This is a genomic window from Nocardia sp. NPDC050406 (assembly GCF_044459025.1).
Classification (GTDB): Bacteria; Actinomycetota; Actinomycetes; order Mycobacteriales; family Mycobacteriaceae; genus Nocardia.
The window spans coordinates 535,662-561,268 of the sequence record NZ_JBITIM010000001.1; the positions used below are offsets into that span (position 1 = coordinate 535,662).

At 67.7% G+C, this 25,607-nt stretch carries 27 protein-coding genes; 12 read left to right on the top strand and 15 right to left on the bottom strand.

What is annotated here, in order from left to right:
• Nucleotides 1-82: 82 nt before the first annotated feature.
• From mtnC to mtnA, 3 genes are read right to left on the bottom strand one after another with little or no spacing between them, the layout of a single operon-like run.
• A complete protein-coding gene (mtnC, locus tag ACIBH2_RS02420; protein WP_397112566.1) occupies nt 83-766 on the bottom strand; it encodes an acireductone synthase in 684 nt (227 codons plus the stop codon).
• Complete coding sequence (locus tag ACIBH2_RS02425) at nt 763-1,338, bottom strand: 1,2-dihydroxy-3-keto-5-methylthiopentene dioxygenase (RefSeq protein ID WP_397112568.1); 576 nt, start codon at nt 1,336-1,338, stop codon at nt 763-765. Before ACIBH2_RS02425 ends, mtnC begins: the two co-directional genes overlap by 4 nt.
• Nucleotides 1,335-3,350: an S-methyl-5-thioribose-1-phosphate isomerase gene (gene mtnA, locus ACIBH2_RS02430; RefSeq protein ID WP_397112570.1), complete on the bottom strand. Its 2,016-nt coding sequence runs from the start codon at nt 3,348-3,350 to the stop codon at nt 1,335-1,337. Before mtnA ends, ACIBH2_RS02425 begins: the two co-directional genes overlap by 4 nt.
• 208 nt (nt 3,351-3,558) lie before the next feature.
• Here mtnA and ACIBH2_RS02435 point away from each other — a divergent pair, with 208 nt between their 5' ends.
• The 3 genes from ACIBH2_RS02435 (at nt 3,559) to ACIBH2_RS02445 (ending at nt 6,665) form a co-directional block, all read left to right on the top strand.
• On the top strand, nt 3,559-3,840 hold the full coding sequence (locus tag ACIBH2_RS02435) for a hypothetical protein (protein WP_397112572.1): 282 nt from the start codon (nt 3,559-3,561) through the stop codon (nt 3,838-3,840).
• Nucleotides 3,837-4,268, top strand: coding sequence for a hypothetical protein (locus tag ACIBH2_RS02440; protein WP_397112574.1), 432 nt, complete (start codon nt 3,837-3,839; stop codon nt 4,266-4,268). The genes ACIBH2_RS02435 and ACIBH2_RS02440 overlap by 4 nt, the downstream gene beginning before the upstream one ends.
• Before the next feature lie 114 nt (nt 4,269-4,382).
• Nucleotides 4,383-6,665 (top strand): excinuclease ABC subunit UvrA, encoded by a 2,283-nt coding sequence (locus tag ACIBH2_RS02445; RefSeq protein ID WP_397112576.1) that lies wholly within the window; start codon nt 4,383-4,385, stop codon nt 6,663-6,665.
• Here the strand turns inward: ACIBH2_RS02445 and ACIBH2_RS02450 are convergent.
• Nucleotides 6,649-7,887, bottom strand: coding sequence for a KasA/KasB family beta-ketoacyl-ACP synthase (locus tag ACIBH2_RS02450; protein WP_397112578.1), 1,239 nt, complete (start codon nt 7,885-7,887; stop codon nt 6,649-6,651). The two genes, ACIBH2_RS02445 and ACIBH2_RS02450, sit on opposite strands and share 17 nt — an antisense overlap.
• A 40-nt stretch (nt 7,888-7,927) precedes the next feature.
• On the opposite strand from ACIBH2_RS02450, the gene ACIBH2_RS02455 reads away from it, so the two are divergent.
• Entirely contained in the window at nt 7,928-8,500 is a 573-nt protein-coding gene (locus ACIBH2_RS02455) for a TetR/AcrR family transcriptional regulator (protein WP_397112580.1), read from the top strand.
• Here ACIBH2_RS02455 and ACIBH2_RS02460 read toward each other — a convergent pair.
• A complete protein-coding gene (locus ACIBH2_RS02460) occupies nt 8,497-9,024 on the bottom strand; it encodes an NUDIX domain-containing protein (RefSeq protein WP_397112582.1) in 528 nt (175 codons plus the stop codon). The genes ACIBH2_RS02455 and ACIBH2_RS02460 overlap by 4 nt on opposite strands.
• Entirely contained in the window at nt 9,021-10,145 is a 1,125-nt protein-coding gene (locus ACIBH2_RS02465) for a DUF418 domain-containing protein (protein ID WP_397112584.1), read from the bottom strand. The genes ACIBH2_RS02460 and ACIBH2_RS02465 overlap by 4 nt, the downstream gene beginning before the upstream one ends.
• A gap of 131 nt (nt 10,146-10,276) precedes the next feature.
• Between ACIBH2_RS02465 and ACIBH2_RS02470 the strand changes: the two genes are divergently transcribed.
• Complete coding sequence (locus ACIBH2_RS02470) at nt 10,277-10,729, top strand: SRPBCC domain-containing protein (RefSeq protein ID WP_397112586.1); 453 nt, start codon at nt 10,277-10,279, stop codon at nt 10,727-10,729.
• A 36-nt stretch (nt 10,730-10,765) separates the two neighbouring features.
• On the opposite strand, the gene ACIBH2_RS02475 is transcribed toward ACIBH2_RS02470, so the two are convergent.
• Nucleotides 10,766-11,641 (bottom strand): DUF1524 domain-containing protein, encoded by an 876-nt coding sequence (locus tag ACIBH2_RS02475; RefSeq protein ID WP_397112588.1) that lies wholly within the window; start codon nt 11,639-11,641, stop codon nt 10,766-10,768.
• Between the two features lie 169 nt (nt 11,642-11,810).
• Between ACIBH2_RS02475 and ACIBH2_RS02480 the strand changes: the two genes are divergently transcribed.
• A complete protein-coding gene (locus tag ACIBH2_RS02480) occupies nt 11,811-12,044 on the top strand; it encodes a hypothetical protein (protein ID WP_397112590.1) in 234 nt (77 codons plus the stop codon).
• Between the two features lie 30 nt (nt 12,045-12,074).
• On the opposite strand, the gene ACIBH2_RS02485 is transcribed toward ACIBH2_RS02480, so the two are convergent.
• The 3 genes from ACIBH2_RS02485 to ACIBH2_RS02495 form a co-directional block, all read right to left on the bottom strand.
• Nucleotides 12,075-12,572, bottom strand: a complete 498-nt coding sequence (locus ACIBH2_RS02485; protein WP_397112592.1) for a sensor domain-containing protein — start codon at nt 12,570-12,572, stop codon at nt 12,075-12,077.
• Nucleotides 12,573-12,720: 148 nt separating this feature from the next.
• Nucleotides 12,721-13,842 (bottom strand): NAD(P)H-dependent flavin oxidoreductase, encoded by a 1,122-nt coding sequence (locus tag ACIBH2_RS02490; protein WP_397112594.1) that lies wholly within the window; start codon nt 13,840-13,842, stop codon nt 12,721-12,723.
• 135 nt (nt 13,843-13,977) lie between these two features.
• Nucleotides 13,978-14,385 carry an NUDIX domain-containing protein gene (locus ACIBH2_RS02495; protein WP_397112596.1) on the bottom strand — a complete coding sequence of 136 codons (408 nt, stop codon included), beginning with the start codon at nt 14,383-14,385 and terminating at the stop codon, nt 13,978-13,980.
• 66 nt (nt 14,386-14,451) lie between these two features.
• Here ACIBH2_RS02495 and ACIBH2_RS02500 point away from each other — a divergent pair, with 66 nt between their 5' ends.
• The 3 genes from ACIBH2_RS02500 to ACIBH2_RS02510 all read left to right on the top strand — a co-directional run bounded on the left by ACIBH2_RS02500 (nt 14,452) and on the right by ACIBH2_RS02510 (nt 16,489).
• Entirely contained in the window at nt 14,452-15,039 is a 588-nt protein-coding gene (locus ACIBH2_RS02500; protein WP_397112598.1) for a hypothetical protein, read from the top strand.
• A 29-nt stretch (nt 15,040-15,068) separates the two neighbouring features.
• Nucleotides 15,069-15,470, top strand: a complete 402-nt coding sequence (locus tag ACIBH2_RS02505) for a hypothetical protein (protein WP_397112600.1) — start codon at nt 15,069-15,071, stop codon at nt 15,468-15,470.
• Between the two features lie 68 nt (nt 15,471-15,538).
• Nucleotides 15,539-16,489, top strand: a complete 951-nt coding sequence (locus tag ACIBH2_RS02510) for a patatin family protein (protein WP_397112602.1) — start codon at nt 15,539-15,541, stop codon at nt 16,487-16,489.
• Between the two features lie 11 nt (nt 16,490-16,500).
• Here ACIBH2_RS02510 and ACIBH2_RS02515 read toward each other — a convergent pair whose 3' ends face one another.
• Nucleotides 16,501-17,646: a serine hydrolase domain-containing protein gene (locus tag ACIBH2_RS02515; RefSeq protein WP_397112604.1), complete on the bottom strand. Its 1,146-nt coding sequence runs from the start codon at nt 17,644-17,646 to the stop codon at nt 16,501-16,503.
• A gap of 152 nt (nt 17,647-17,798) precedes the next feature.
• Complete coding sequence (locus tag ACIBH2_RS02520) at nt 17,799-19,196, bottom strand: MFS transporter (RefSeq protein WP_397112606.1); 1,398 nt, start codon at nt 19,194-19,196, stop codon at nt 17,799-17,801.
• 97 nt (nt 19,197-19,293) lie between these two features.
• On the opposite strand from ACIBH2_RS02520, the gene ACIBH2_RS02525 reads away from it, so the two are divergent.
• On the top strand, nt 19,294-19,797 hold the full coding sequence (locus ACIBH2_RS02525; protein WP_397112608.1) for a winged helix-turn-helix transcriptional regulator: 504 nt from the start codon (nt 19,294-19,296) through the stop codon (nt 19,795-19,797).
• Nucleotides 19,798-19,818: 21 nt separating this feature from the next.
• Here ACIBH2_RS02525 and ACIBH2_RS02530 read toward each other — a convergent pair whose 3' ends face one another.
• Nucleotides 19,819-20,928 (bottom strand): winged helix DNA-binding domain-containing protein, encoded by a 1,110-nt coding sequence (locus tag ACIBH2_RS02530; RefSeq protein ID WP_397112610.1) that lies wholly within the window; start codon nt 20,926-20,928, stop codon nt 19,819-19,821.
• 147 nt (nt 20,929-21,075) lie between these two features.
• Nucleotides 21,076-22,239 carry a thiolase family protein gene (locus tag ACIBH2_RS02535; protein ID WP_397112612.1) on the bottom strand — a complete coding sequence of 388 codons (1,164 nt, stop codon included), beginning with the start codon at nt 22,237-22,239 and terminating at the stop codon, nt 21,076-21,078.
• 152 nt (nt 22,240-22,391) lie between these two features.
• Here ACIBH2_RS02535 and ACIBH2_RS02540 point away from each other — a divergent pair, with 152 nt between their 5' ends.
• On the top strand, nt 22,392-22,979 hold the full coding sequence (locus ACIBH2_RS02540) for an HdeD family acid-resistance protein (protein WP_397112614.1): 588 nt from the start codon (nt 22,392-22,394) through the stop codon (nt 22,977-22,979).
• 111 nt (nt 22,980-23,090) lie between these two features.
• Entirely contained in the window at nt 23,091-24,683 is a 1,593-nt protein-coding gene (locus tag ACIBH2_RS02545; RefSeq protein ID WP_397112616.1) for a flavin monoamine oxidase family protein, read from the top strand.
• Here the strand turns inward: ACIBH2_RS02545 and ACIBH2_RS02550 are convergent.
• Complete coding sequence (locus ACIBH2_RS02550) at nt 24,675-25,553, bottom strand: phosphoribulokinase (RefSeq protein ID WP_397112618.1); 879 nt, start codon at nt 25,551-25,553, stop codon at nt 24,675-24,677. The genes ACIBH2_RS02545 and ACIBH2_RS02550 overlap by 9 nt on opposite strands.
• Nucleotides 25,554-25,607: the final 54 nt, after the last annotated feature.

The window sequence follows — 25,607 nt, forward strand, 5'->3', positions numbered from 1 at the left end:
TGCTGGGAGGATGCTGTAGCCCACGCCGGGGGCTTATGACCGGATTGCGCCGATCACGAAATTTATGTGACCAGAGGGTCTTTCATCCCAAGTCGACGTCGGCGAAGTCGCCGATCCAGCGGTGTGGCGGGCGCGGGGCATTGGGTTCGCCGGGGCGCGTCACGCCCAGCACCGACCACCCGGCGGCCACCGCCGCATCCAATTCGTCCGGATGATCGGAGAGGAACAGAATGCGCTCGGCCGCCACGCCGATCGCGCCCGCGATCTTCTCGTAGGACGAGGCCTCCCGCTTCGGCCCGGCGCTGGAGAGATCGAAATGCCCGCTGATCAGCGGTGACAGATCGCCGCCGCGCGCGAATTCGAACCAATCCTTCTGATTGCGCACCGAACCCGAGGAGTAGATGTACAGCTCGTGCCCCGCTGCACGCCATGCACGCAGGGCGGGCGGCACGTCCGGGAAGAACTCGCCGTGCAGCGCGCCCGCGCGGAAACCCTCAGCGCAGATGATGCCCTGGGCCGCCTTCAACGGTTCGGCCTTGACATCGGAATTCAGCCAGCCGATGAGAATCTCGGCGACCTCGGCCGGACCGGCGTCGGGCCGCTGGGCCAGGTCCCGGGTGGCGGTGAGGATGGGATCGGCTGCGCCGCCCTCGTTTTCGGCGAGCCACCCGGGCAGCCGGTCACGGGTGTACCCGTAGAGGTCCTCCCGTACCGAACTGGTCGGGCTGGTGGTGCCCTCGATATCGAGGACGACGGCGGTGATCATGCGGTCAGCAACTCGTCGAGCGTCGGGAAGCCGCCGGAGATCTTGTCACCGGTGAAATCGCCGATCCAGCCGTCCTCTTCCTCGAAGAACCGGACGGCCATGAATTCGGGGCGGGTGCCCATGTCGAACCAGTGCAGGGTGCCCGCCGGAACCGAGACGAGATCGCCCGCGGTGCAGACCGTCGCCAACACCTCATCGCCGAGGTGCAGATAGAAGCAGCCCTGCCCGGCGACGAAGAAGCGCACCTCGTCCTCGGCGTGCCGGTGCTCGTCGAGGAATTTGGTGCGCGCCGCCTCGGCCTTGGCGGGCCACTCCGGGTCGTCGTCGGCGGGATGGATCCGGGCCACGTCGATGTGCTTGTAGCGGCCGTCGGCATTGAGTTCGGCAATGCGGTCGGCGTAGAAGGCCAGCACATCCGAGGTCGAGGTCTCGGCATCGATGCCGGTGAGCACCGGCCATCGGTCGAAACTGATACCGCGCTGGCGCAATTCGGCCGCGATCACGGCGTCGTCCTCGGTGCGCAGCTTCACCTTGTCGGCGCTGGAATCGGCCATTACCTGCAACAGTGTCATGTCGGATCCTCCTCGAAACCCTCGAACCCATTGTCGCCCACCGAGATCTGGCGGCGACCGGTCAGGGTGGCCAATTCGCACATGGCTTCCAGGCATTCGGCCCGGTCGCGGGCCTGTGCGAGAGTGTCGCCCCAGGCCGTGATGCCGTGTCCGGCGATGAACAGCACCGGCGGGGCATCCGGATGCGCGCTCAGGTACTCCTCGATATCGGCACCGATGCGCGGGACGTCGGCGTGATTCGGGAACACCGGAATATCGATGGTGTGCGGGCTCTTTCCGCCCAGGCCCTTGATGAGTTCGTAGCCGGAGAAGCGCACGGTCTGCACGGTTGCATTCGCTGCACCGATGGACAGCGCCGTCGCGTGCGGCGGGTGCACGTGCACGACGGCATCGGATTTCGCCGCGCGGTAGACGGCGGTGTGAATGGTGGTCTCCGCCGAGGGCTTGCGCCGGGTGGCGGCGACGGGCCGCGAATCCTCGACCCGGACGGTGACCATGTCGTTGTCGGTCAGCTCGCCCTTGGACAGGCCGCTCGCGGTGACGACGACCGTACCGCCTTGGCGCACCGAGATATTGCCCGCGGTGCCCGGCATCCAGCCCTTGGCGTACAGGCCTCGCGCGAGCGCCGCGATCTCCCGCCCCGCGCCCGCGGTGGATTCGCCCTGGGTGAGTTCGGTGACCGAGCGGGTCAGGGCCGCGAGGTACTCGGTGGTGGTGTCGGGCTCCTCGTCGCTCGGACCGGCCGCACGCTGCGGCAGGCCGCTGGGCGACTCGATCGAATCGTGCTTGGGGAGTTCGCCATTGGTGGACGCCGCCGAGCTCGGCTTGGTGCCGTCACCATTGGTGGACTGGGCCGCGTCGGACAGTTCGCCATTCGTCGCCGCGGCCCCGCGCTTGGGCAGGCCGTTCGCGGTCACCTCGGCCGACCGGTGCTTTCCCCCCGAGCCATTGGTCTTGGCGGGCGGCGGTTGCCGGAAGACCCGTTGGGTCTGGGCGTCGGCGGCCGTACGGGCCTCGCCGGGATGCTCGAGCACGCCGAATTCGGTGACCACGGCGGTCACCAGCTCCGGCGGGGTGACATCGAAGGCCGGATTGAAGGTCTGGGTGCCCTCGGGCGCGGTTGGTACGCCGCCGAATCCGGTGACCTCGTGCGCGGCGCGCTGTTCGACCACGATGTCGCGGCCGCTGGCGGTCTCGATATCGCGGGTGGATTCGGGGGCGACGACGATGAACGGAATGCCGTGATGGCGGGCGGCCAGCGCCAGCATGTAGGTGCCGATCTTGTTGGCGACCGACCCGTCCGCGGTGATGCGGTCCGCGCCGACCAGCACGGCGTCCACGTTCTCGGTGGCCATGGCCCAGGCCGCGGCCGAATCGATGGTGAGCCGGTGCGGGATTCCGGCTTCGGCCATTTCCCAGGCGGTCAGGCGCGCGCCCTGCAGCAGCGGACGGGTCTCGTCGACGATGACCTCCGCCAGCGCGCCCCGCTCGTGCAGCACCCGCAGCGCGCCGATGGCGGTGCCGACCGCGGTGGTGGCCAGACGGCCGGTATTGCAGTGGGTGAGGATGCGCAGCGGCCGCGCCGGGCATAGCCGCTGCACCAGATCGGCGGCATGGTTGGCGGCGGCCAGATTCACGCGGCCGTCCTCGGCAAGCATCTCGAGCGCCTCGTCGAGCATGGCTCGCGTTCCCTGCGGCAGCCGCGCCAGCGTGCGCTGCACACCCCAGGCGAGATTGACGGCGGTCGGTCGGGCATCGGCGATGCGCCGGGCCTCGTCCGAGACGCGCGCGGTATCGACCACCCCGTCGACGGTGTTGGCTCGCGCGGCGAGCACCACGCCGAACGCTCCGGCGACGCCGATGGCCGGGGCTCCGCGAATCGCGAGCGACTTGATGGCATCGATGAGGTCGTCGACCGTCGTGATCCGCAGTTCCCGCACCTCGTGCGGGAGTGCGCGCTGATCGATGGTGACGAGTGCCCCGTCGATCCATTCGATCGAACTGTCATCCATCCGCTGGTCCTCTAACCTCTGTCTCGATCCACTGGCCCCGCGACCCCACACGATCCGGCCTGGTCGCGAGCAGTTCGGGCGGGCCCGCCGAACACGGGCACAACCGCAACGGTATCGAACCCCGATCCCCGCGCGACCGGCAGGTTTCCGATCACCGGTATTCCAATCACGCTCCCCCCGACCGGGCCCGCACGGCTAACATTCCGATATGGCGAGACAGCGTCGCACCCGCAGAATCACCGTGACGATGCCGGAAGAGATCGCCACCACCCTGGACCGCTGGCGCAGCAGCGGTCGCATCGAATCCGTCTCCGCCTTCGTCACCGAATCCGTTCGGGCCCGCGTCGACCGCGCCGAATCCCTGGCCCGCATCGAAGAGGTCTTCGGCGGGCGGCCACCGCTGGACCTCATCAACAAGGCCCGTGCCGTCCAAGGCTTGCCGCCCTTATCCGACGAGGAGGATCCCGGCGACCGCGCTGGCGCGGCATGACCCCCGCGGCCGCCGGTCCCCTCGCCGGATCCACCTTGGGCGGCATAGTGTTCGACACCGCCGCCCTCACCGCCTGGGCGCACCGCGTCGCCTACGTGCAATCGGTGGTGTGGGCGACCGCCGACGCGGGCCACACGATCATCGTCCCGGCCACCGCGCTGGCCGCCGCGCGGGCACTCATTTCCCCTGTGCGCCTCGACATTCTGGCCGTCCTGCTGGACCTGCCGAACACCGTCATCCAACCCCTGGATCGGCCCGCGAGCGATCACCTCGGCGCGGCACTGGCCGACCGTCCCGACGCCGACGCGTTGATCCCCGCGGGGCACGCGACCATCGAAGCGGTGAGCCGCGATTGGCCCTGTCTCACCGACCGCCCGGAGACCCTGCGCAAGCTCGATCCGCGCGTGCAGACCGATACGCTGCCCTGAGCGTGTACAGCTAACCAACAGCTATCAACTAGGACGTTCAACGACCTAATGAGGATCTACCGTCGTGCTTCGAGACGCCGAGTGTCGGTGTCGACAACCTCGAAGGGAGAGTCCATGGCCACCCGTTCCATCCGGGAAATCACCCTCGAACATGCCCGCGAACACAATTTGCGGGATGTGTCGCTGCGGATCCCGAAGGACGCGATCACGGTGTTCACCGGCGTCTCGGGGTCGGGAAAGTCGTCGGTGGTGTTCTCGACCATCGCGGTGGAGTCGCAGCGCCAACTCAATGAAACCTATCCGACCTTCGTGCGAAATCGTTTGCCGCGCTACGAGAAACCCGATGTGGACCGTATCGACGGGCTGACCACGGCGGTGGTCGTGGATCAGAAGCCGATCGGTGGCAACGCCCGCTCCACCGTTGGTACGGCCACGGATATCTACTCGATCATTCGACTGCTGTTCTCTCGCGCCGGGAAGCCGTCGGCGGGTATGGCCACGATGTACTCGTTCAACACCCCCGATGGCGCCTGCCCACGCTGCGACGGCCTGGGTCGCACCACAACCCTCGATGTCGACGCCATGTTCGACACCTCGAAGTCGCTCGCCGAGGGCGCGATGCTGTTTCCACAGTTCACCGTGGGGTCGGTGCAGTGGCAGATGTTCGTGAAATCGGGGCTCTTCGACCCGGACAAGCCGCTGTCGAAGTACACCAAGACCGAATGGCGCGATCTGCTCGACGGTCCCGATCGCGAAGTGAAGGTGGCGCTGGGCTCCAAGATGGGCGTCGCCCATGTCGCCTACGAAGGTGTGATCGCCAAGTTCAACCGGCTCTATCTCCATCGCGATCTGTCGAAGCTCTCCGACAAGACCCGCGCGGCCGTGCGCCGATTCACCACCGAGGGCGTGTGCCCGCTGTGCCACGGTGCCCGGCTGAATCAGGAAGCGTTGCGCACCAAGATAAACGGCCACACCATCGCCGACTACTCGGCCATGGAGGTCGTCGAACTGATCAAAGTACTCGGCGCTGTCGACCACCCACTGGGCACGCCCCTGGCCGAACAGGCCATCGCGGGTTTGCAGCGGCTCGACGATATCGGCCTGGGCTATCTGAACCTCGGTCGTGAGACGACCACCCTGTCCGGTGGTGAGGCGCAGCGACTGAAAATGGTGCGGTTCCTGGGTTCGTCGCTGACCGGAATGACCTACATCTTCGACGAACCCAGCGTCGGCCTGCACCCCCGCGATGTGGGCCGCATGAACGATCTGCTCGCGCGATTGCGCGATCACGGCAATACCGTCCTCGTCGTCGAACATGACCGCGATGTCATCGCCATTGCCGACCACATCGTCGATATGGGTCCGGGCGCTGGTATTCACGGCGGCCGGGTCGTCTTCGAGGGCACTTACCGGGGACTGCTCGGCAGCGGCACACCAACCGGGCAAGCGCTGCGTCGCCGCCATCGTCTGAAGGAGCAATTCCGCACGCCCACAGGACATCTGCGCATCAGTCACGCGAAGATGCACAACCTGCGTGACATCAGCGTCGATGTGCCGACGGGTATGCTGACGGTGTTCACCGGTGTCGCCGGTTCCGGTAAATCGACACTCATCTCGAAAATTTTCGCCGCCCAGCACCCCGAGGCGATCGTTGTCGACCAGGCCGGTCTGGGTTCGTCCTCGCGCTCGACCCCGGTCAGCCATCTCGGCGCTATGGACTCGATCCGCAAGGCGTTCGCCGACGCCAATCGCGTGGAGCCGGGTTGGTTCTCGTTCAACAGCAAAGGCGCGTGCCGCGAGTGTGGCGGGCGCGGTGAGATCACCGCGGATATGGCGTTCATGGACCCGGTGACCACGGTCTGCGAGCGCTGCCAGGGCACCCGCTACGACCCCGACGTGCTGGCCTACACCCTCGACGACAAGAACATCGTCCAAGTCTTGGCCCTGACCGCCGAGGAGGCGGCCGACTTCTTCACCGACCCCAGCATCCGCCGTAAGATCGGCGCCCTGATCGAGGTCGGCCTCGGCTACCTCACCCTCGGCCAGCCCCTCGCCACCCTGTCGGGCGGCGAGCGTCAGCGCCTGAAAATGGCTGGCGAACTGGGTAAATCGGGCGGCATCTACATCCTCGACGAACCCACGACCGGCCTGCACATGTCCGACATCGACACCCTCCTGTCGCTGCTGGACCGCATAGTCGACGCCGGGAACACCGTCCTGGTCATCGAACACGACCTCGACGTCATCGAACACGCCGACCACATCATCGACCTGGGTCCCGATGGCGGCCGCCACGGTGGTCGCGTCGTCTTCGAGGGCACCCCCGCCGAACTCGTGCGGTCCAAGACCTCCTACACCGCTGAATACGTGCGCCGTGATCTCAGCGGCCGAGGGTGAGGGTGACGTTGTGGCCGCCGAAGCCGAAGGAGTTGCTGAGGGCGTAGTCGAGGGCGGCCTCGCGCGGTTTGTCGGCGACCACGTCGAGGTCGGTGTCGGGGTCCGGGTTCTCGAAATTCAGTGTGGGAGGGATGATCTGGTCGCGCAGCGTACGCAGGGTGAGGATGGCCTCGAGTGCGCCGACCGCGCCGATGGAATGGCCCAGCGCCGATTTCGGGGCGTAGACCGAGGCGGTCGGGGTGACGGTCGCGATGGCTTTGGCCTCCGAAGCGTCGCCGATGGGGGTGGAGGTGGCGTGGGCGTTGATGTGGGTGATGTCGGTGGGTTGCAGTCCGGCGGCGCGGATGGCCTTGCGCATGGCACGGGCCGCGCCGTCGCCGTCGGGCGCGGTGCCGGTGATGTGGTAGCCGTCGGAGGTGATGCCCGCGCCGAGGACGCGACCGTGAATGTGCGCGCCGCGGGCGCGGGCGTGCTCCTCGGATTCGAGGACCAGCAGCGCGCCCGCCTCGCCGAAGACGAAGCCGTCGCGGTCGCGGTCGAAAGGCCGTGAAGCGCGGGCAGGTTCGTCATTGCGGGTGCTCATGGCGCGCATCATGGCGAAACTGGCGATCGGGACCGCGTCGATATGGCCCTCCACCCCACCGGCCACCACCACGTCGGCCTCGCCGGTGGTGATGAGGCGCCAGCCGTGGGCAATGGCCTCGGCCCCGGAGGCACAGGCCGAAACAGGTGCGTAGACACCGGCTTTCGCGCCGATCTCCAGGCCGACGGTGGCCGCCGCGCCATTGGGCATCACCATGGGGACCGTCATGGGCGGCACCTTGCGGTAGCCGCCCGCGCGCATCCGGTCGACGGCGTCCACGAGTGCGTCGCCGCCGCCGAGGCCGGTGCCGATCGCCACCCCGAGCCGTTCGGCCTCCACCTCGGGAGCTCCGGCCTGGGCCCACACCCGCCGCCCCAACACCAGCGCCAACTGCTGGACGAACGACATCCGCCGCTGCTCGATGCGGGTCAATTGCTCGCCGGGCTGCGCGGTGAGCCGTCCGCCGATGCGCACCGGCAGCTCGAATTCGGTGACGAACTCGTCGGTGAGCGGGCCGATGCCGCTGTCACCGTCGAGCAGTCGCGCCCATGTCGTATCCAGGTCCGCGCCCAGGCAGGTGGTGGCGGCCATGGCGGTGACCACCACACCGCGAGTTTCTGAAGCACTTGTTACACCCATGGCGTCATGGATACCTGTAGCGTCCGCTACAGTCAAACCCGTGCCCCGCCCCCTCGACCACGCCCGCCGCGCCGACCTGCTCTCCGGCGTCATCTCCTATATCGCGGAGTACGGCCTCATGGAGCTGTCCCTGCGCCCCGTGGCCGCGTACCTGGGCACCAGCTCCCGCATGCTCATCCACTACTTCGGCACGAAGGAGGCCATGCTGGTGGCCGCCCTGGAAACCCAGCGCCCCGACATCAGCGCCCTCTTCGCCGACGTCGACGACCGAGAAACCCTGCGCGCCAGACTGACTCGCGCCTTCACCCTCAACACCACCGGCGAGGCCGCCACCAGCCTGCGCGTCCTGCTCCAGGTCCTCGGCGCGGCCTGCGTCCCCGACAGCCCCTTCCGCCCCTACGCCGACTCCGCAGTCCGCACCGTGGTCACCTCCCTCACCGAGGCCCTCACCCGCATAGACCCCACCCTCGACGACCCCGAATCCGCCGCCACCCTCCTGGTTTCGGGAATCCGCGGCCTGATCCAGGACTGGTGGATCACCGGCGACACCGCCCGCGTCGACCGCGCCACCCGTCGCCTCATCGACACCGCCGTCGCCCCGCCCGCTACCTAACGCCCGCGCGCCTCCACGGCGAGGCGCAGCAGTTCCGGCATATGCGGCCCATCGGTGGCCGACAATCGAATGGCCTCGGCGACAGGGAAAGCACGTACCTCCAGGATCTGTTCGGCATCACCAGGATTCGTCGGGTCGCTCACGAGAACCACGTCGGCGCTGCACCACAGCCACGCCTTGTGTGGGTGCGGCTGCCAGGGGCGGTAGGGGGCGGGTGCGTCGCTTGTCGCGTAGTGCGCGCCGAGCCAGTGGAGTGGGCCCGCCAGCTGAGCTCCCGCTTCTTCGCGTAGTTCTCGAGCCACGGTGTCGGCTATCGGTTCTGCGGCCTCTCGGGTGCCGCCGGGCACCAGCCATACGTCGCGATCGTCGCGGCAGAGCACGATGCGGTCGTCGACGAAGCAGATGACGTGGATATTGGTGATCAGGTCATCCGGGGGCGGGACGGTGGAGAACACGACGTCGAGGCCGCCCCATTCCCAGCGGGTGGGGGTGTGCAGGATCGGGTAGCGGTCGGCGAGGGTCACTTCTCGACGGTAGCGGGCGAATGTAAGTGCTTGGGGCCGTAGGTGATCGCGCGCAGGAGGTATTCGACGGGGCCGTAGCGGTGGCGGCGCACCCACAGGCTGGCAAGCGCCAGTTGCGCCGCGTAGATCACGGCCGCGGTGCCCAGGACGGTCCAGGGGGACAGGTGGCCCGCCAACGCGAATCCGTATCCGGTGAAGATGATCGAGGCGATGATCGATTGCGTGATGTAGGTGGTGGCGGCGATCTTTCCGGCGGGCGCGAAGACGGAGGCGACCTGTGGCCAGCTGTGGATGATTCGCAACAGGGTCGCCGCGTAGGCGGCGGACAGCAGTGGGGCGGCGATCATGGACGGCGCGGTCAGCCAGGTCCAGTGGGTCACGGCCGTCAGGATCGAGATCGGTGCTCCCACACCGAATCCGATCCACTGAACGCGCGGTAACCAGCGCAGGTAGCGCGCGGGGTCCTCGAGCAGGCGGCTCGCGCCCGCCGCGTAGCCGACCAGGAACAGCGGCAGCACATTCACCAGACCGAAGAGCAGCAGGACGGGCAGGCGGTCGGTGAACAATTCCCAACGCCACTGCGCGGCCGCGCCCCATCCAGCCCGTAGGGCGTTGAGGGCGCGATCGTCACCGCCGACCGCGCCGCTCTCCGGCGGACCGAGCAGGCTCAACACCAAGAAGGCCGCCACGAACAGCGCGTAACACCCCACCGCGAGGCGCAGCGCCACCTTGGGGCGGACCCGACTGAACAGCAACAGCACCAAACCGATTGCGCCGTAACCGAACAGCACATCCCCGCTGAAGAAGAACACCGCGTGCGCGACACCGATCGCCATGAGCCCGAGGCATCGGCGCACCGTCCGCGCCCGCGCGCTCACCCCGGCGCGCTGGGCCGCCCGGATCTGCAGGGTCAGCGAGTACCCGAACAGGAACGAGAACAGAACATAGAACTTGTCGAGGAATACCGCCTCGTCCAGGATCGCGGCGGCGCCGTCGGGAAACCCGCTCGGTCCCGCCATGACCGTGATATTGACGAAAAGGATTCCCCCGAGCGCGAATCCACGCAAGGCATCGAGCTCCACCAGGCGCGGTATCGGCGCGACTTCCCCGGTTCCCACCACACAACGCAACATAGCCACCACCGCCGCCCCCGCGGATCACTCCGAAGTCTGACCCGGCCCTGAGATTCTCCTGACCCGCCCGAGCACACGTCGATAGAACACGTTCCAGTCCAGTTGCTATTGTTCGCCCCATGGCATTGGTCATCGACAAGAGCGTCGAGGTCGACGCGCCCGCCGAACTCGTCTGGCGGGTGCTCACCGACGTGGACCGCTACGGCGAATGGAACCCCTTCTGCATCTCCTGTAGCACCACCCTGGAACCGGGCACGCCCATCGACATGGAGGTGCGCCTCGTCGGCCCCAGCCCGCGCAAACAGCGCGAGTACATCCACTCCCACACGCCGGGACGGGAATTCAGCTATCGCATGAAGCCGGTGCCCCTCGGCACGCTGCACAGCGAACGGTCGCACACCGTCACCGCGCTGGGTGCGGAACGGTGCCGCTACGACTCGCACTTCGAGCTCGACGGCTGGCTCAGCCCCGTCGTCACCGGCCTGCTCGGCGGCGCGTTGCGCCGTGGCTTCGCCGAGATGACCGATGCCGTCAAACAGCGCGCCGAGGCCCTGCGCACCTCCGGCGCGTAGTGCTGCGCCCGGCGTGAATCGCCGGGCGCTGTCGCACTATTCGCAGGCGACGCCGTCGCCGTTGCCGTCGAGCTGCACCCGGTAGCCGGGCTGCCCGCGACGCAGCGGCGCGGCCCCCGCGGCCCGCGCCTCTTCACAGTTCTTGAAGTAGACATTCGCCGCCGTCGTGGTCGGCGCGGCCGTGGTCGTGGCCGCCGCGCCGCTTCCGGTGCACGAGGAGAGCACCCGCGCCATGGAGTCGCGTTCGGACTTGGTGACCCAGAGGCTGTAGACGGTCTTCACTTCGATCTGCCGCACGATGTAGGTGCACTGGTACTCCTTGCGCGGCGGCAGCCACTCCCCCGCATCGGAATCGCCCTTGCCCTGATTGGTCGGCCCGTCCACCGCCTGCAGATTCCGCGGGTCGTTGGCGAGATTGCGCCGCTGCTCCGGCGAGAGCGACTGCGCGCCGGTCAGCCACGCATTGCTCAGTGCCACAACATGATCGATCTGCACGGCGGCGCTGGACTCGCGGCCCTGTTTGAACGCGATGGTCTTGCCCGTATAGGGATCGTCGAGCGTTCCGGACAGCACCTTGCAGCCATCGGTGTCGAGCTTCTCGTCGCGCATATCCCGTTGCAGGATGTCATTGCGGGTATCGCAGCGATTGTGGCCGAGCTCGACGCTCACATCGTCGCTCCACGCCGACCCGAATTGCTCACGGTCGTAACCGGTTTTGGGAGCCCACTCCTTGACCTGGAGCTTGTCCAACCGAGTCCGCGCCGCCGCGAGCTGCTCGCTGGGCGTACTCGAGGTAATCGGCGTGTTCGGCTTGCTGACTTTGGTCAGCACTATGCCGAGCACCGCCAAGAGGACGGCAATGGCCAGGGGCAGAATGATTTTCCGCGCGCGCGACGGCTTCTTCTTCAACATGTCCCGACCACCGTCGCAATCCACAGTCCCGAACAGCAAGCCGCCCCGCCGATGTGGAGACCGTTCTCACAGCCCCCAGTGCTGGGGGCGGTGACCTTCGGGTCTGTCGGCGACGGCTCGGCTACTTACATACTGAGGCCCGCCAAGATCGAGATCAATGGAGTAGCACATGAATTCGAAGAAGTTGGTCGGCACTCTCGCGGTCTGTGCCGCGCTCGTCGGCGGCGTCGGCGCACTCGCCGCCCCCGCGCAGGCCGAAATCCCGCTGGAGGCCCCCACCGCCGACGTCGCCGGGGAGAGCGGTTCGGGCAGCGGCTCGGCGACCTACTCCGCCGACGGCGCGGAGCTGCTGGTCTGCCTGCTCAAGGGCAGCTTCACCGGGTCGAAGGCCCCGCTCTGCTGACACCGCCGAGTACGGTTGGGGCGCAGCGGCTCACGCCTGATGCGTCCACGCGATGAAGAACACGACACCGGCCGCCGCCAACACGAGGGCGACCGGTATCGGCCACCACGGGCCGCTGCGCCCGAGCAGCCGCTGCGCGAGAAGCCGCTGTACGCAGCCGATTCCGGCGAGTAGTGCCGTCCACACCGGCAGCAGTCCGACGCCGAGGGCGGCATGGACCGCCCACGCCCCCGCCAAAGTCGGGCCGCCCCACGAATTCTCGTAGTCGCCGCTGGTGACCAATGGATAGAAGATGCCACGCACCGCGGCGATCGCGGCGAGGAAGACGACGAACCAGGCGACCAGTCCGACTGTCGCGGCGAGCACCGTGTGCAGGACGACGCGTCCCAGGCCGGGTTCGCGTACATCGAATCGAGTGCGCAGGGTCCGTCGCAGCACCCGCGCGCGAACCCCGGTGGGCGCGAAGGCCACCGGCGGAGATATCACCGCGTAGTAGGCGTTCCGCGACATCGCTTGGAGCGTGGACATGAGGACACCGTAGCGCGCGGTCGTTCCGCATTTCCGACACGAGATCGGCGCGCCGACCACCGCATGGTGTGTCGACGCGCCGATCGGCGTTGCCCGGCAGCCGGACCCGTCGCGCCCAGCCCCTACGCGCGACGAGCCTCGTCGCGGGTCAGGCGTTGTTGAGCTTGTTCAGCCGCTCGCACGCCTCGAGGTACTCCGCGATCAGGCGCTGCACCACATCGGCGGAGCGCTCCACCTTGTTCATCATGCCGACGACCTGACCGACCGGATTGAAGTTCACGTCCTTGGCGGCCTCCGGGTAGCGGTGGCCGCGCTTGACGCCGTCGAGGGCGACCATCATCTGCAGCGGCATACCCAGCGGATCGGGCGTATCGGCCTGATCCCACGCCTCGGTCCAGTCGTTCTTGAGCATGCGGCACGGCTTACCGGTCCACGACCGCGAGCGCACGGTGTCGTGGCTGGTGGCGTCGATGTAGGTCTGCATCTGGGCGGGCGGCACATTGGCCTCCTCCACCGTCAGCCACAGCGAGCCGGTCCACGCGCCCGCGGCGCCCATGGCCAGCGCGGCGGCGACCTGACGGCCATTGCCGATACCACCGGCGGCGAGTGCGGGCATATCGCCGATCGCGTCGATGACCTGCGGCCACAGCACCACCGAGGAGACCTCGCCGCAGTGGCCGCCACCCTCGGTGCCCTGCATGACCACGAAGTCCAGCCCGGCTCGCTTGTGGTTGAGCGCGTGCTTGACCGAACCGCAGAGCGCGCCGATGAGGCGGCCGGAGTCCTGGATCTGCTTGATCACGTCATCGGGCGGGGTGCCCAGCGCGTTGGCGACCAACTTGGCCTTGGGATGCCTGAGGATAACTTCGATCTGCGGCGCGACGGTGGTGGCGGTCCATCCCAGCAGCTGGTTGTGGTGCTCCTCCGGCGGCAGATGCGGCACGCCGTGGTCGTTGAGCAGCTTCTCCGCGAAATCGCGGTGCCCCTGCGGAACCAGTTCGGCCAGTTTGGCTTCCAGCTGCTCGGGCGTCAGGTCGTCGATGCCCTTGCCCTCGTACTTGGAGGGAATCACCAGGTCCACGCCGTAGACGCCGGTGACGTGCTCGTCGAGCCAGGTGAGTTCGACCTCGAGCTGTTCGGCGGTGAATCCGACCGCGCCGAGTACGCCGAGTCCGCCAGCATTGCTGACCGCGGCGGCCACATCGCGGCAGTGGGTGAAGGCGAAGATCGGGACGTCGATGCCCAACCGATCGCAGATCTCGGTACGCATAGGGTGCTGGACTCCTCTAACTGTCCTGGACGGGTTACGTAGTCCAACTCACATTAGAACATGTTCTAGGTTCTGACCAGAGTCCCCACTACCGCCGATAGTCGGGCGTCAACAACCTGTTCTATTGTGTGGAACTCACCTGGCCAGCAAACCGGCCTCGACCAGGTCGTCGAAGAGCAGCTGATCCACCGGCGGCACGTCGTCGCGGTGGGCGTAGGTGAACCACGCGATCTCGTCGATTTCACTGCTCGCCGTGAGGATTCCGCTGTAATCGGCGGTGTAGCAGGCCATGCGCACCACCGCGTCCGGCACCGGCGCTTCGTAGGTGCCGACGTGAACCACCGTGTGCGGCAACAGCTCCACGGTGAGCTCCTCTTCGATCTCCCGCAGCAGGGTCTGGGCGTCGGTCTCGTCGCCTTCGCGCTTTCCGCCGGGGATATAGAAGATGTCCTTGCCGCGAGGCCGCGCGCACAGAATGCGGCCGTCCTCGATTCGTACCCAGGCCACCGTATCGATGAGTCTCCGCGCGGGTTCGGTTCGCATTCGCGCAGCCTAACGCTCGCACTCGGCACGCCAGCGGTGCCTTCTCGTCGGTGGCAGACTCGTGCGATGACGGCTGCCAGAACCGCCCGCCACCAAAGACTCTCGGACCTCCTGGCTTCGCTCGGCGAGCCAGAGCTCACCCAGCTGGTCGGTACCGGACGGGCCATCAGCGACGGTGTGGGGGGTGGCGCGTCGCTCGTAGACGTGGACGGCGTGCCGGTGTTCACCAAGCGAATCCCGCTGACCGACCTGGAGGTCGCCAATCCGGGCTCTACGGCGAACCTGTTCGACCTGCCGATGTGGTGCCAATACGGTATCGGCGGGCCAGGTTTCAGCGCCTGGCGCGAGCTGGCCGCGAACATCGTCATCACCGATGCCGTGTTGGCCGGTGAGGCGCGATCGTTTCCGCTCCTCTATCACTGGCGGGTACTTCCCGGCCGGTCGCCGGTCGCGGCCGAACACACCGACATCGACGCCGTGGTCGCCGCACAGGGCGGCAGTCCGGCCGTGCGGGCCCGTCTCGAAGCGCTCGCGGCCGCGCGGTCCAGCCTGGTGCTGTTCTGCGAGTACATCCCACACCCGATAACGGACTGGCTGCGCGAGAACCGGCCGAGAAGGCCGCCGCCTTCGAACAGCAGCTCTGCGAGATCGTGACGTTTCTGCGAGATCGGGATTTGCTGCACATGGATGGACACCTCGGCAATATGCGCACCGATATGGAGCGGATCCATCTCAGCGACTTCGGACTGGTCCTCTCGCCGAAGTTCGAGCTGTCGGCCGCGGAACGCGACTTCACCGAACGCCATATCGCCTACGACGCCGATTACACCGCCATGCGCCTGGTCAATTGGATCGTGACCGATGTCTGCGGAGTCCCGAAGCCGCCCAACGGCGGTCCGCTGACCCGAGACGATTACATCCTCCGCAACGAGTACGTGGCCCAATGCGCCGTAGGACACATTCCCGATGCCGTACCACCGCCCGTCGCCGCGATCCTGGCTCGGCACGCGCCCGCCGCGGCGAAGATGAATGCCTTCCTCTGGCGACTCTTCGACGGCGACGTCCACGCGGAGTACCCCGGCTAGCGGACGGCGTAGGAGCCACAGCTATGTGGTACACATGAGGGGCAATGTCTCAAATCGAGGAGAGCGGTGTGCCGGAGCCCATCGACGTCGGAGAACTCATCGCGCAGCGCCACCGGGAGGGCAGCGCGCCCGGCGCGCGGGCCGACGCCGCCCGGTTGGCGTTGGTGATCGAGGGTGGGTCCTCGCGCGGCGCCTACTCCCACGGCATGGCGATGGCGCTCGAGGAATTGGGGCTGACGAACTGCTTCGACGCGGTGTACGGCGCGTCCGCGGGTGCGCTCAATGGGGCGTGGCTGTTGTGCGGGCGCGCGGTGGACTCACGGCGCGCCTGGCATCCGACGGTCATCAACCGCGTCATCTCCCCCACCCGCGCCCTGCGCGGCGGCCCGGTGGTGGACACCCATTTCCTCGTGCACTCGGTGTACGAGCGCATCGTGCCCATGGATTTCCCGGCCATCCTGGCCAATCCGGTGACCTTCCACCCGATCGCCACCGACACCGCCGACGGCACGGCGGTCGACCTGCACCCCTTCATCACCGACGTGCCCACCCTGCAGCGGGCCCTGCGCGCCACCACCTGCCTACCGATCCTGGCGGGCCGCTCGATCCCCCTCGGCGGCCGCCGCTATGTGGACGCGGGCCTGTCCGAATCGGTGCCGGTCGCCACCGCCCTCGCCCAGGGCGCGACCCACGTCCTGGTCCTGCGCACCCGCCGCGCCGACGAAAAGCCCAGTGTCCCCTCGAGACTCGAAACCCGAGTGGTCGCCAACTTCCTGTCCCGCCACGCCCCCGGCACCGTCGACTCCTGGATGGCCCGCGCCGAAATCCAACACCGCGAGGAGGCGGCCATGACCGCCAACCCCGCCGTCCTCCAGATCCGCCCGCCCGCCGGTGCACCCCCGATCGGCCGAGTAGGCCGCAACGCCACGGTCATTCAGCAAGCCCTCGATCTCGGCCACGCCGCCACGCTGACCGCATTGCGTCCCTACCTGTCCCAGGAACTCGCACCTGGCGCATGAGCGCATCACAGTCACGGGCACAGGGCGTGGTCGAGTAGCGCGACGATGTCGGCGTTCGTATCCGTCGAGTCATTGATGGCGAAGGTGACCGCGCGGCCTTCGCGGGTCGCCCCGGAAATGGTGTAGTACCCGTAGATTCCGCCGGTGTGGCCGAAGTACTGCGCGCCGCAGGGCAATTCGGTCGAGCCGATGCCGAGGCCGTAGGCGAGGGGGCTGTCGGTGTCCTGGGGAAGGCCCGTGAGCATTTCCCGCAGTTCGGGGTCGGCCACGACCTTTCCGGCCAGCAGGGCGGCGAAGAAGTGGTTGAGGTCCGCGCCGGTGGAGATCAGCGCGCCCGCCGCCCACGGCACGGACGGCTCGATACGGGTCACGTCGGTGCGGACACCGTCGATGTCGGCGTAACCACGCAGATGGGGGCCGCGAATATCCAGTTCGCCGGAGGGCGGCAGGTAGGTGTCGGGTAGTTGCAGCGGTGTGGTGATCCGTCGGGCCAATTCTTCGGAATACGGCTTGCCGGTGACTTTTTCGACCAGCATCGCGGCCACGACGTAATTGGTGTTCGTGTACTTGTATCGGGTGCCCGGCGCGAATTGGGCGGGCTTGCGCAGCGCCAACGCCACCTCCTCGGCGGGCGTGAAGGTGCGCCCCGCCAGCGCGGCGCGGTACTCGTCCACCTCGGCCATATCACTGAATTCCGGTAGGCCACTGCGATGTTGGAGCAGTTGCCGCACGGTGATCGCGCGCCCGTCCACGCCGTCGCCGACGAGGAGTCCGGGTAGATAGGTATCGACCGGTTCGTCCAGGCGCACCTGCTGTTCGGTCACCAGTTGCAGGATCACGGTGGCGACGAAGGTCTTGGCGATACTGCCCACCCGCACCCGCTGCGGCGGCGACATGGGTATCGGTGTGCCGGTCGCGCGGTCGGACACACCGGAGGCGAGGGTGACGGTCTGGCCGTTCTCGGTGAGTGTCGCGATCACGCCGGTGAGCCCGGACCGGGTGAGAGCGTCGATATCGGCCCGCACCCGTTCCACCCGGGCGGCCGATACCGTGGTCGGCGGCTCGACGACCCGGGGCTCGTCGTCCATGTCCAGGGCCGAACAGCCGGTGGCGGTCAGCAGTGCCGCGACGGCGGCGGCGATCGGGACGATTCTCATGTATCGACCGTAGAAACCCGCAGGGGCCCAGCACATCCGGCCGAACCCTGAGTCCGTCCCCGAGACCGCCCCCGACCTTCGGCGTATGGACAAGCCGTGCGCGCGAGTCCGGCTCGCGCGCACGACCTAGGGCGACACCGTGCCCGATGGACCTAAGCCGTCGCGGGCCGAGGCATTCTGGCGGCGACGCCGATTACACCGGCGGCCACCGCCGCGGCGGCGATCACGTACCAGCCGTGTTGGAACGCCGTCAACGTCGCGTCGGGTCCGCTCGGCGTGCCGAGTACGGCCACGAGAACCGCGACCCCGATGGCCAATCCGATCTGTCGCGCCATGCTCAGGACCGCCGACCCGGTGCCGAAACGCTGTGGCGGCAGTCCGGCCGTGCCCGCGGCGAAGCTGGTCGGCATGGTGAGGCCCACGCCGAGACCGGTGATCAGCATGCCGCCGAGCATCCCGCCGACGTAGTCGGGTCGCAGCGTGAGAGCCGTTGCCCACCACAGGATTCCGGCGGCGAAGACCACCCCGCCCAGTGCCAGTACCGGACCCGCGCCGAGACGCGCAATGACTTTCCCGGCCAAGACGGCGACAATCGGCACCACCAGCGGCCCGGGCGCGATGGCGAGCCCGGATTTCAGCGCCGACCAACCCCAGACCTGCTGCGCCCACAGCACCGCCGAGAGCAGCATTCCGGCGAAGGCGATATTGAACAGCAGCGAATTGCCGAGCATGAGCCCGAAATTCGGCAGGCGCAGCAGATTCGGATCCACCACCGGACTGTGGTGCCGTCGCGACGACACGACGAAAGCCACCGCCAGCACGACCGCGCCCAGGAATCCGCCGATCACGCCGGGCGAACCCCAGCCCCACTCCGGCCCGCGCACGAGCGCGAGAATCAACGCGGCCACCGAGCCGATGAGCGCGAGCGCGCCGAATCCATCGGGCAGAGGTCCGCCGGATCCCGTCGGATTCGGCAGCCGCCGCAGGCCGATCACCACAGCGGCGAGGCCCAGCGGCACATTCACCAGAAAGACCCAGCGCCAATCGATTTCGACCAGTAGGCCGCCCAGTACCGGACCGAGCGCCGCACCGAGACCGCCGAAGGCCACCCACAGCCGCACCGCCGTGGCCCGCCGCTCCGGCGGTGTCGCCGCCAGCACCAGGCCGAGCGAGGCGGGCGTCAAGACGGCCGCGCCGACCGCTTGCAGCACCCGGAAACCCACCAGCGACCCGGTATTCCACGACACCGCGCACAATGCCGACCCGAGCACGAAGACGCCCAGCCCGATCAGGAAGGCGCGCCGATTGCCATTGCGGTCACCGAGTCGCCCGGCGGGTACCAGCAGCGCCGCGAACACGATGGCGTAGGCATTGAGCACCCACGACAGCCCCGCGATATCGGCGCCCGCGAAATCCGCCGCGATCCTCGGCAGCGCCACATTGACGATGAACAGGTCCAGGCTCGACAGCAGCACCGCCACCGCCACAATGCCCAACACCACCCGGGAGTCGCCCTCCCGCGAATTCTTCTCTACGACAACGCTGTTCACGATCTCTTCCCATCCCCCGACCAACCGTCAGTGAGTTGCTTCATGAAACGCACCATAGGGTAGTGAGTTCGTTCAAGCAACTGACTATGCTGAGGGAATGCGCCGCACCAGCTTCGAGGACATGAACTGCTCGATCGCGCAGTGTTTGGAGGTGGTGGGCGAATGGTGGACGCTGCTGATCGTGCGCGACGCCATCTTCGGCGTGACGCGATTCGACGAGTTCCGCTCGCGGCTCGGCATCGCGCGCAATGTGCTGACCCAGCGCCTGGAACACCTTGTCGCGCAGGACATCATGGAGCGGGTGGCATACCAGGAGAACCCGGTGCGCTACGACTACCGACTCACCCCGAAAGGTCGCTCACTGTGGCCGGTGCTCGCCGCCATGCGGCAGTGGGGTGACACCTACGCCGCACCCGACGGGCCGCCCGTCGAAGCCGTGCACACGACCTGCGGCCACACCATGACCGTGGAACCGGTGTGCTCGGAGTGCGGCGAGCATTTGCGGGGCGCGGATATTCGACCCGTTCTCGGGCCGGGCGCTCGCACGCCGGACCTACTGCCGGATCGCGGTGCGCACGCGACCGGACACGATCACCGATAACCCGAGTCGGACGGGCCCGGCTCAGGCCGGTCGAATCCCGCTGAGCTCCTGCCCGGTGGCGCGAGCGATATGCGATAGCTCGCCTTTCACGCCCTTGGGCACCGGTGCGTCATCGAACATCGAGACGACGAGTTCGTCCTTGTCGGTCTCCCAGGTACCGGCTATCCGCCCGCCCACCAGGACGAGCGGTGAGATCCATCCCGCCGTCCGGCTGACCTTGGCGCGATGGTCTCCCGGCAGCAGCGCGGTGTCATTGGTCCCAGGCCCGAGGACGTACTGATCGAACGCGCCCAGCAGCCGCACCGACCGCGCGGGCTTCGCGGCCGCCAATTCCTCGGCGTGCTCGGTGAGTATGTAGCCGGTGCGGTCGTCGTCGAGCTCGACCTCGGTGAGCCTGTCCCCCATCTCGGAGAACCACCGCCGCACAGTGGTTTTGCGGAGGCTGCCGCGCGTGAGCCAGGCATCGAAGGCCTGCGGCGTACCGGGCCCGTAGGCGCCGAGATAGGTCGCGATCACCTCGGACGCGGCCGCATCGGGATCGGGAATCCCCGGCCACTGCGGAATCAGGCTCGCGGGATTGGTGAAGGTGACCGAACTCCCTTGCGCCGGGCCGTGACACAGCGCTCCCTGCCACGCGAGCGGTTTGAGCAGCGCACCCCACCCCGAGCGCAGCTCCGTCGCCATGGGCTGGAAGCGGGGCTCGGCGACCAGCGCCGCGACCAACTCCGCCCGCGTCAGCACCGCCCCGTCGAGAATTTCCGAGACGGCCTTGACCAGGTCGGCCACCTCCTCGGGCGAGGCCCCGAAAGCCTTCTGCCAGGTGGGTTTCTCCCAGGTCCGCGCCGAGGCCATCAACGACAGCGCCCCGGCCGCCTGCCCCGGCGTGAGCGCGTGCAGGGTGCCGCGCATGGCCCAGGTCTTCACGAGCTCCCCGGTGCCGAGCGCGCGCACCACCTCGCCCGGCTCCCCCGCCGACTGCCGCACCGCGACAGCCGTTTCCGCCGCCGAGGTCACCTGTGCCTGCACGCCACCCAGGCGCTCGGCGATCTCGACGGCACCGGCATCGGTCCGCGGGTCCACGAACTGCCGCCGCATCCGCCAGGCGAAGACCTGCTCCCACGAAACTCGCACCGCGTTCCTCCTGCGCTCATCCGACGCGACGCCCTCACCCTACGACCGCGCTCCGACATGGTCAGCGCATTCGGGCTCCACCCTCGAACAGCACGGTGGCCGTGCGTTCGGACGAACGCACGGCCACCGTCGCAAACAGGATGCGGCTCAGAGCCGTTCGATAATGGTGGCGTTGGCCAGGCCACCGGCCTCGCACATGGTCATGAGGCCATAGCGCCCGCCGGTCTGCTCCAGGTGGTTGAGCATGGTGGAGAGAATCCGTCCGCCGGACGCGCCGAGCGGGTGGCCCAGGGCGATCGCGCCGCCGCGCGGGTTGAGCTTGGCCGGGTCCGCGCCCAGCTCGTGCGCCCACACCAGCGGCACCGGGGCGAAGGCCTCGTTCACCTCGTAGGCGTCGATATCGTCGATGGTCAGGCCCGCCTTGGCGAGTACCTTGCGGGTGGCCGGGACGACGGCGGTCAGCATGAGCAGCGGATCGTCACCGGCCACCGCGAAGGAGTGGAAGCGAGCGCGCGGGGTGAGGCCGAGTTGATTCGCCTTCTCCTCGCTCATGATCAGTACCGCCGATGCGCCGTCGGTGAGCGGCGAGGAGTTGCCGGGCGTGATGGACCAGTCGATCTCGGGGAAGCGCGCCTGATACTCGGCGTCGGCGAAGGCGGGCTTCAGCCCGGCGAGCCCTTCCACGGTGGTGGTGGCGCGAATGGTCTCGTCGGCGGTGAGCGTTCCGGCCGCGACGATCTCACGGTCGAAGCCGCCCGCCGTGGCCGTCTCGGCGGCCAGGCGATGCGAGCGCGCCGCGAAGGTGTCGAGCGTGGTCCGGTCGAGCTTCCAGCGGGCGGAGATTACCTCGGCCGAAATGCCCTGCTGCACAAGGCCGTCCGGATAGCGCGCGGCGATCGGGGCGTAGATGTCGACGCCCTGGGTGTTGGAGAACATCCGCACCCGCGACATGGACTCCACGCCGCAGGCGATGGCGATGTCGTACGCCCCGGCCAGGACGCCCTGGGCCGCGAAATGCGCCGCCTGCTGGCTGGATCCACACTGCCGGTCCACCGTGGTGGCGGGCACCGAGTCGGGGAACCCGGCCGCGAGCACCGCGATACGCGAGATATTGCCCGCCTGCTCACCGGATTGCGTCACGCAACCGCCGATCACATCATCGATCAGCGCCGGGTCCAGCCCGGTGCGCTCGACGAGGCTCTCCAGCACGCCCGCCAGCAGCGTGGCCGGGGCGATATCCGAGAGGCCACCACCGGGTTTCCCCTTGCCCGAAGGTGTGCGGACAGCGTCGACAATGACGGCCGAGGTCATGACTGCTCCTTGTGCGTGCTCAGCGGAACCGTGTGAATCCCGGTTAACTTTCCCTACTGTACCGCACCGGCTGCATCGATCCCGGTCGCGAGTAGCCCGCAACACATGGCAATCTCCCCGCTATTGCCTCTACCTGTGCTTATTCTGTCGCCATGACAACCAGCAAAGAGGAAGTTTCAGAGGGGCCGGTCCACGCGCTGGCTCGCAGTGCGTGGCAGTGGATTCTGGTCACCGGCGTCCTCTCGGTGGCACTCGGCATCATCATCCTGGTGTGGCCGGGTAAGACCCTGGTGGTCGCGGGCGTTCTCTTCGGCATCTATCTGATCGTGTCGGGCGTTTTCCAGCTCATCGCCGCCTTCGGCCCGCACGTCAGCGCCGGTATGCGGGTCCTGGCCTTCATCAGCGCCATTCTGTCGTTCATCCTGGGCTTCTTCTGCTTCCGCGATGAACTCGACGCGATCTGGTTGTTGGCCATCTGGATCGGTATCAGCTGGATCTTCCGCGGTATCACCACGCTGACCGTAGCCATCGCCGCCGACGGTATGCCCGGCCGCGGCTGGTCGATCTTCTTCGGCATCCTGCTCGCCATCGCCGGTGGCTGGCTGATCGCGGTGCCGTTCGCCTCGATCGGCGCGCTGACGCTGGTGGTCGGCTGCTGGCTCATCGCCATCGGCATTATGGAGATCATTTCGGCGTTCCAGGTGAAGGGCAGCGCCAAAGCGGTACCGAGGGAACTGTAGAACTCTCCGATCTCGTCCGGCGGTCGTCCTCTGCGGAGGCGACCGCCGGATTCCGTTGGGCCAACTCATGGAGGCGTGATGGTGTCTGTTCGGCGGCGGGATGTCTTGCGAATGGCTACGGTCGGCACCTTGGGTGCGGTCATCGGCGGCGTGGGTGTGACGGCCATCGAGGCGGACCGGAAGTCGATTCTGTTCTCGCACACCAGAATTTCGACCGCCCGGCGCGACCGAGCACGAGCGGTCGCCCGCGATATCGTCGGCGTGGACGAGACGGGCGCGAATGTGCGCACCCAGTACGCGAGCCTGCTGACCGGTCCCGGCCCGCAGCCCGCGCAGACGCCACTCGATATCGCGGTCGTCGGTGCGGGCGTCTCCGGTTTGGCCGCGGCCTGGGTGCTGGCGCGGGCCGGACACAGGGTGCGCGTACTGGAGGGCTCCGACCGCATCGGCGGGCGCATTCGCACACTGCGCGAACAGTTCTCACGCACCGGCGGCCACGCCGAGGCGGGCGCTATGCGCATTCCGACCACGCACACCATGACCACGGGTGTCCTGGCCCGGCTCGGGCTGCCGACCCGTCCGTTCCTGCTGGGCCACCCGTCGCGGACCGTCACCGCCAGCGGCATCTCGCTGACTCGCGCGCAGTACGACCAGGATCCGGCTCCCCTGGCCACGTCCTTCGGCCTCGACCCGCTGCACGGCCGCGCCCTGCTCGATCAGGCCTTCCGCGAGACCGAGATCGACCGGAATTCGGGCGTCGAGGAGTGGGCGGAGTTCCTGGCCCGCTATGACGAACTGTCACTGCGGGATTGGCTGCTCGCCCGCGATCTCGACGATCGGCACATCGACTACCTCGGTTCGACCGAGGGGCTGACCGCACGCATGGGGTTGAGCCTGACCCACAATATTATGACCGCGGCGTATCTGGGTCCCGGCACCGAACTGGTCGAAATCGTCGACGGCACCGACCGATTGACCTCGGAACTCGGCTTCGCCGCACTGGCCGCCGGTGCGGAACTCCAGACGAATTCCGAGGTCACCCATATCGACGGTAATACCGATCGTCTGCGAATCACCCACGGCCCGAACGCCGCCGAGCTCGAGGCCGATCGCGTCGTTGTCACCGCGCCGTTCTCGCTGTTGCGGCACATGACATTTCGCCCGCACCTGTCCTATGGCAAGCAGCGCGCCATCGCCGAACTGCATCACGACGCGGCCACCAAGACCTTCCTGGAATTCGAACGCCGCTGGTGGGATGGGCACGGCGGCTTGGATGTCACCGATGCGGCACCACGCATCACCGTGTACCCGTCGCATCCGGTCGGCGAGGGCGGTGTCGTCATCGCCTCCTATACCTGGTCCGACGACGCCCGCGCCTGGGATGCCCTGGCCCCGGAGCACCGCGCCGCCGAATGCCTGGACCACCTCACCGAACGCTACGGCGACCAGGTTCGCCAGGCGTGGACCGGCGGCTGGGCCTCGCAGTCGTGGGCACAGGATCGCTGGGCCGCTGGCGAGGCCGCGGTGTACCTGCCCGGCCAGGCGGTCGAGATCGGACCCGATACGCGCACCGGGGAAATGGACGGGCGGGTGGTGTTCGCGGGCGACGGCACCTCCACACGCGGGCGGGCCTGGATCGAGGGCGCGCTGGAGAGCGCCGCGCGCGCCTGCACCGAACTGGGCGTCACGGCCCGATCAGCGTAATCGCTTGGGCCGCTTGTCCATCAAACGCAGGATCAGCGGCGTGAAGATCAGCTGCATGGCCAGCTCCATCTTGCCGCCCGGCACCACGATGCAATTGGGCCGGGACATGAACGAGTCGTGCAGCATGGACAGCAGGTACGGGAAGTCGATCACCTTCGGATCGGCGAAGCGAATGACGACGAAGGATTCGTCGGCGGTGGGAATCGTCCTGGCCGTGAAGGGATTCGACGTGTCCACGGTCGGCACGCGCTGGAAGTTCACGTAGGTCCGGGAGAACTGCGGACAGATGTATTTCACGTAATCGGGCATGCGGCGCAGGATGGTGTCGATGATGGCCTCGCTGGAGTACCCGCGCTCGGTCCGGTCGCGGTGCACCTTCTGAATCCATTCGAGGTTCACTATCGGCACCACCCCGACCAGCAGATCGGTGTACTGCGCGACGTCGATGCCGTCGGCGACCGCCGCACCGTGCAGTCCTTCGTAGAACAGCAGGTCGCTGCCGGGAGCCAGCTCCTCCCACGGGGTGAAGGTGCCCGGCGGCTGCCCGTACGGTTTGGCCTCGCCCTCGTCGTGCAGGTATCGGCGCACCATGCCGACCCCGGATTCCCCGTAGTCGCGGAACAGGCTCTCGAGTTCGGCGAGCATATTGGCGTCCGGCCCGAAGTGCGAGAATTGCAGATTCCGTTGCTGTTCGGCTTCGGCCATGGCCAGCTTCATCTCGTTGCGGTCGTAGCGATGGAACGAATCCCCTTCCACAATCACCGCGTTGATCCCTTCGCGTCGGAATATCTCCTGGAAGGTGCGCGTGACACTGGTGGTGCCCGCCCCCGACGACCCGGTGATCGCGACCACGGGATGTTTGACCGACATAGGACCTCCTCGATTGCCGGACAACGGAATTCACGTGCGGTGCGCCGCTTGTCG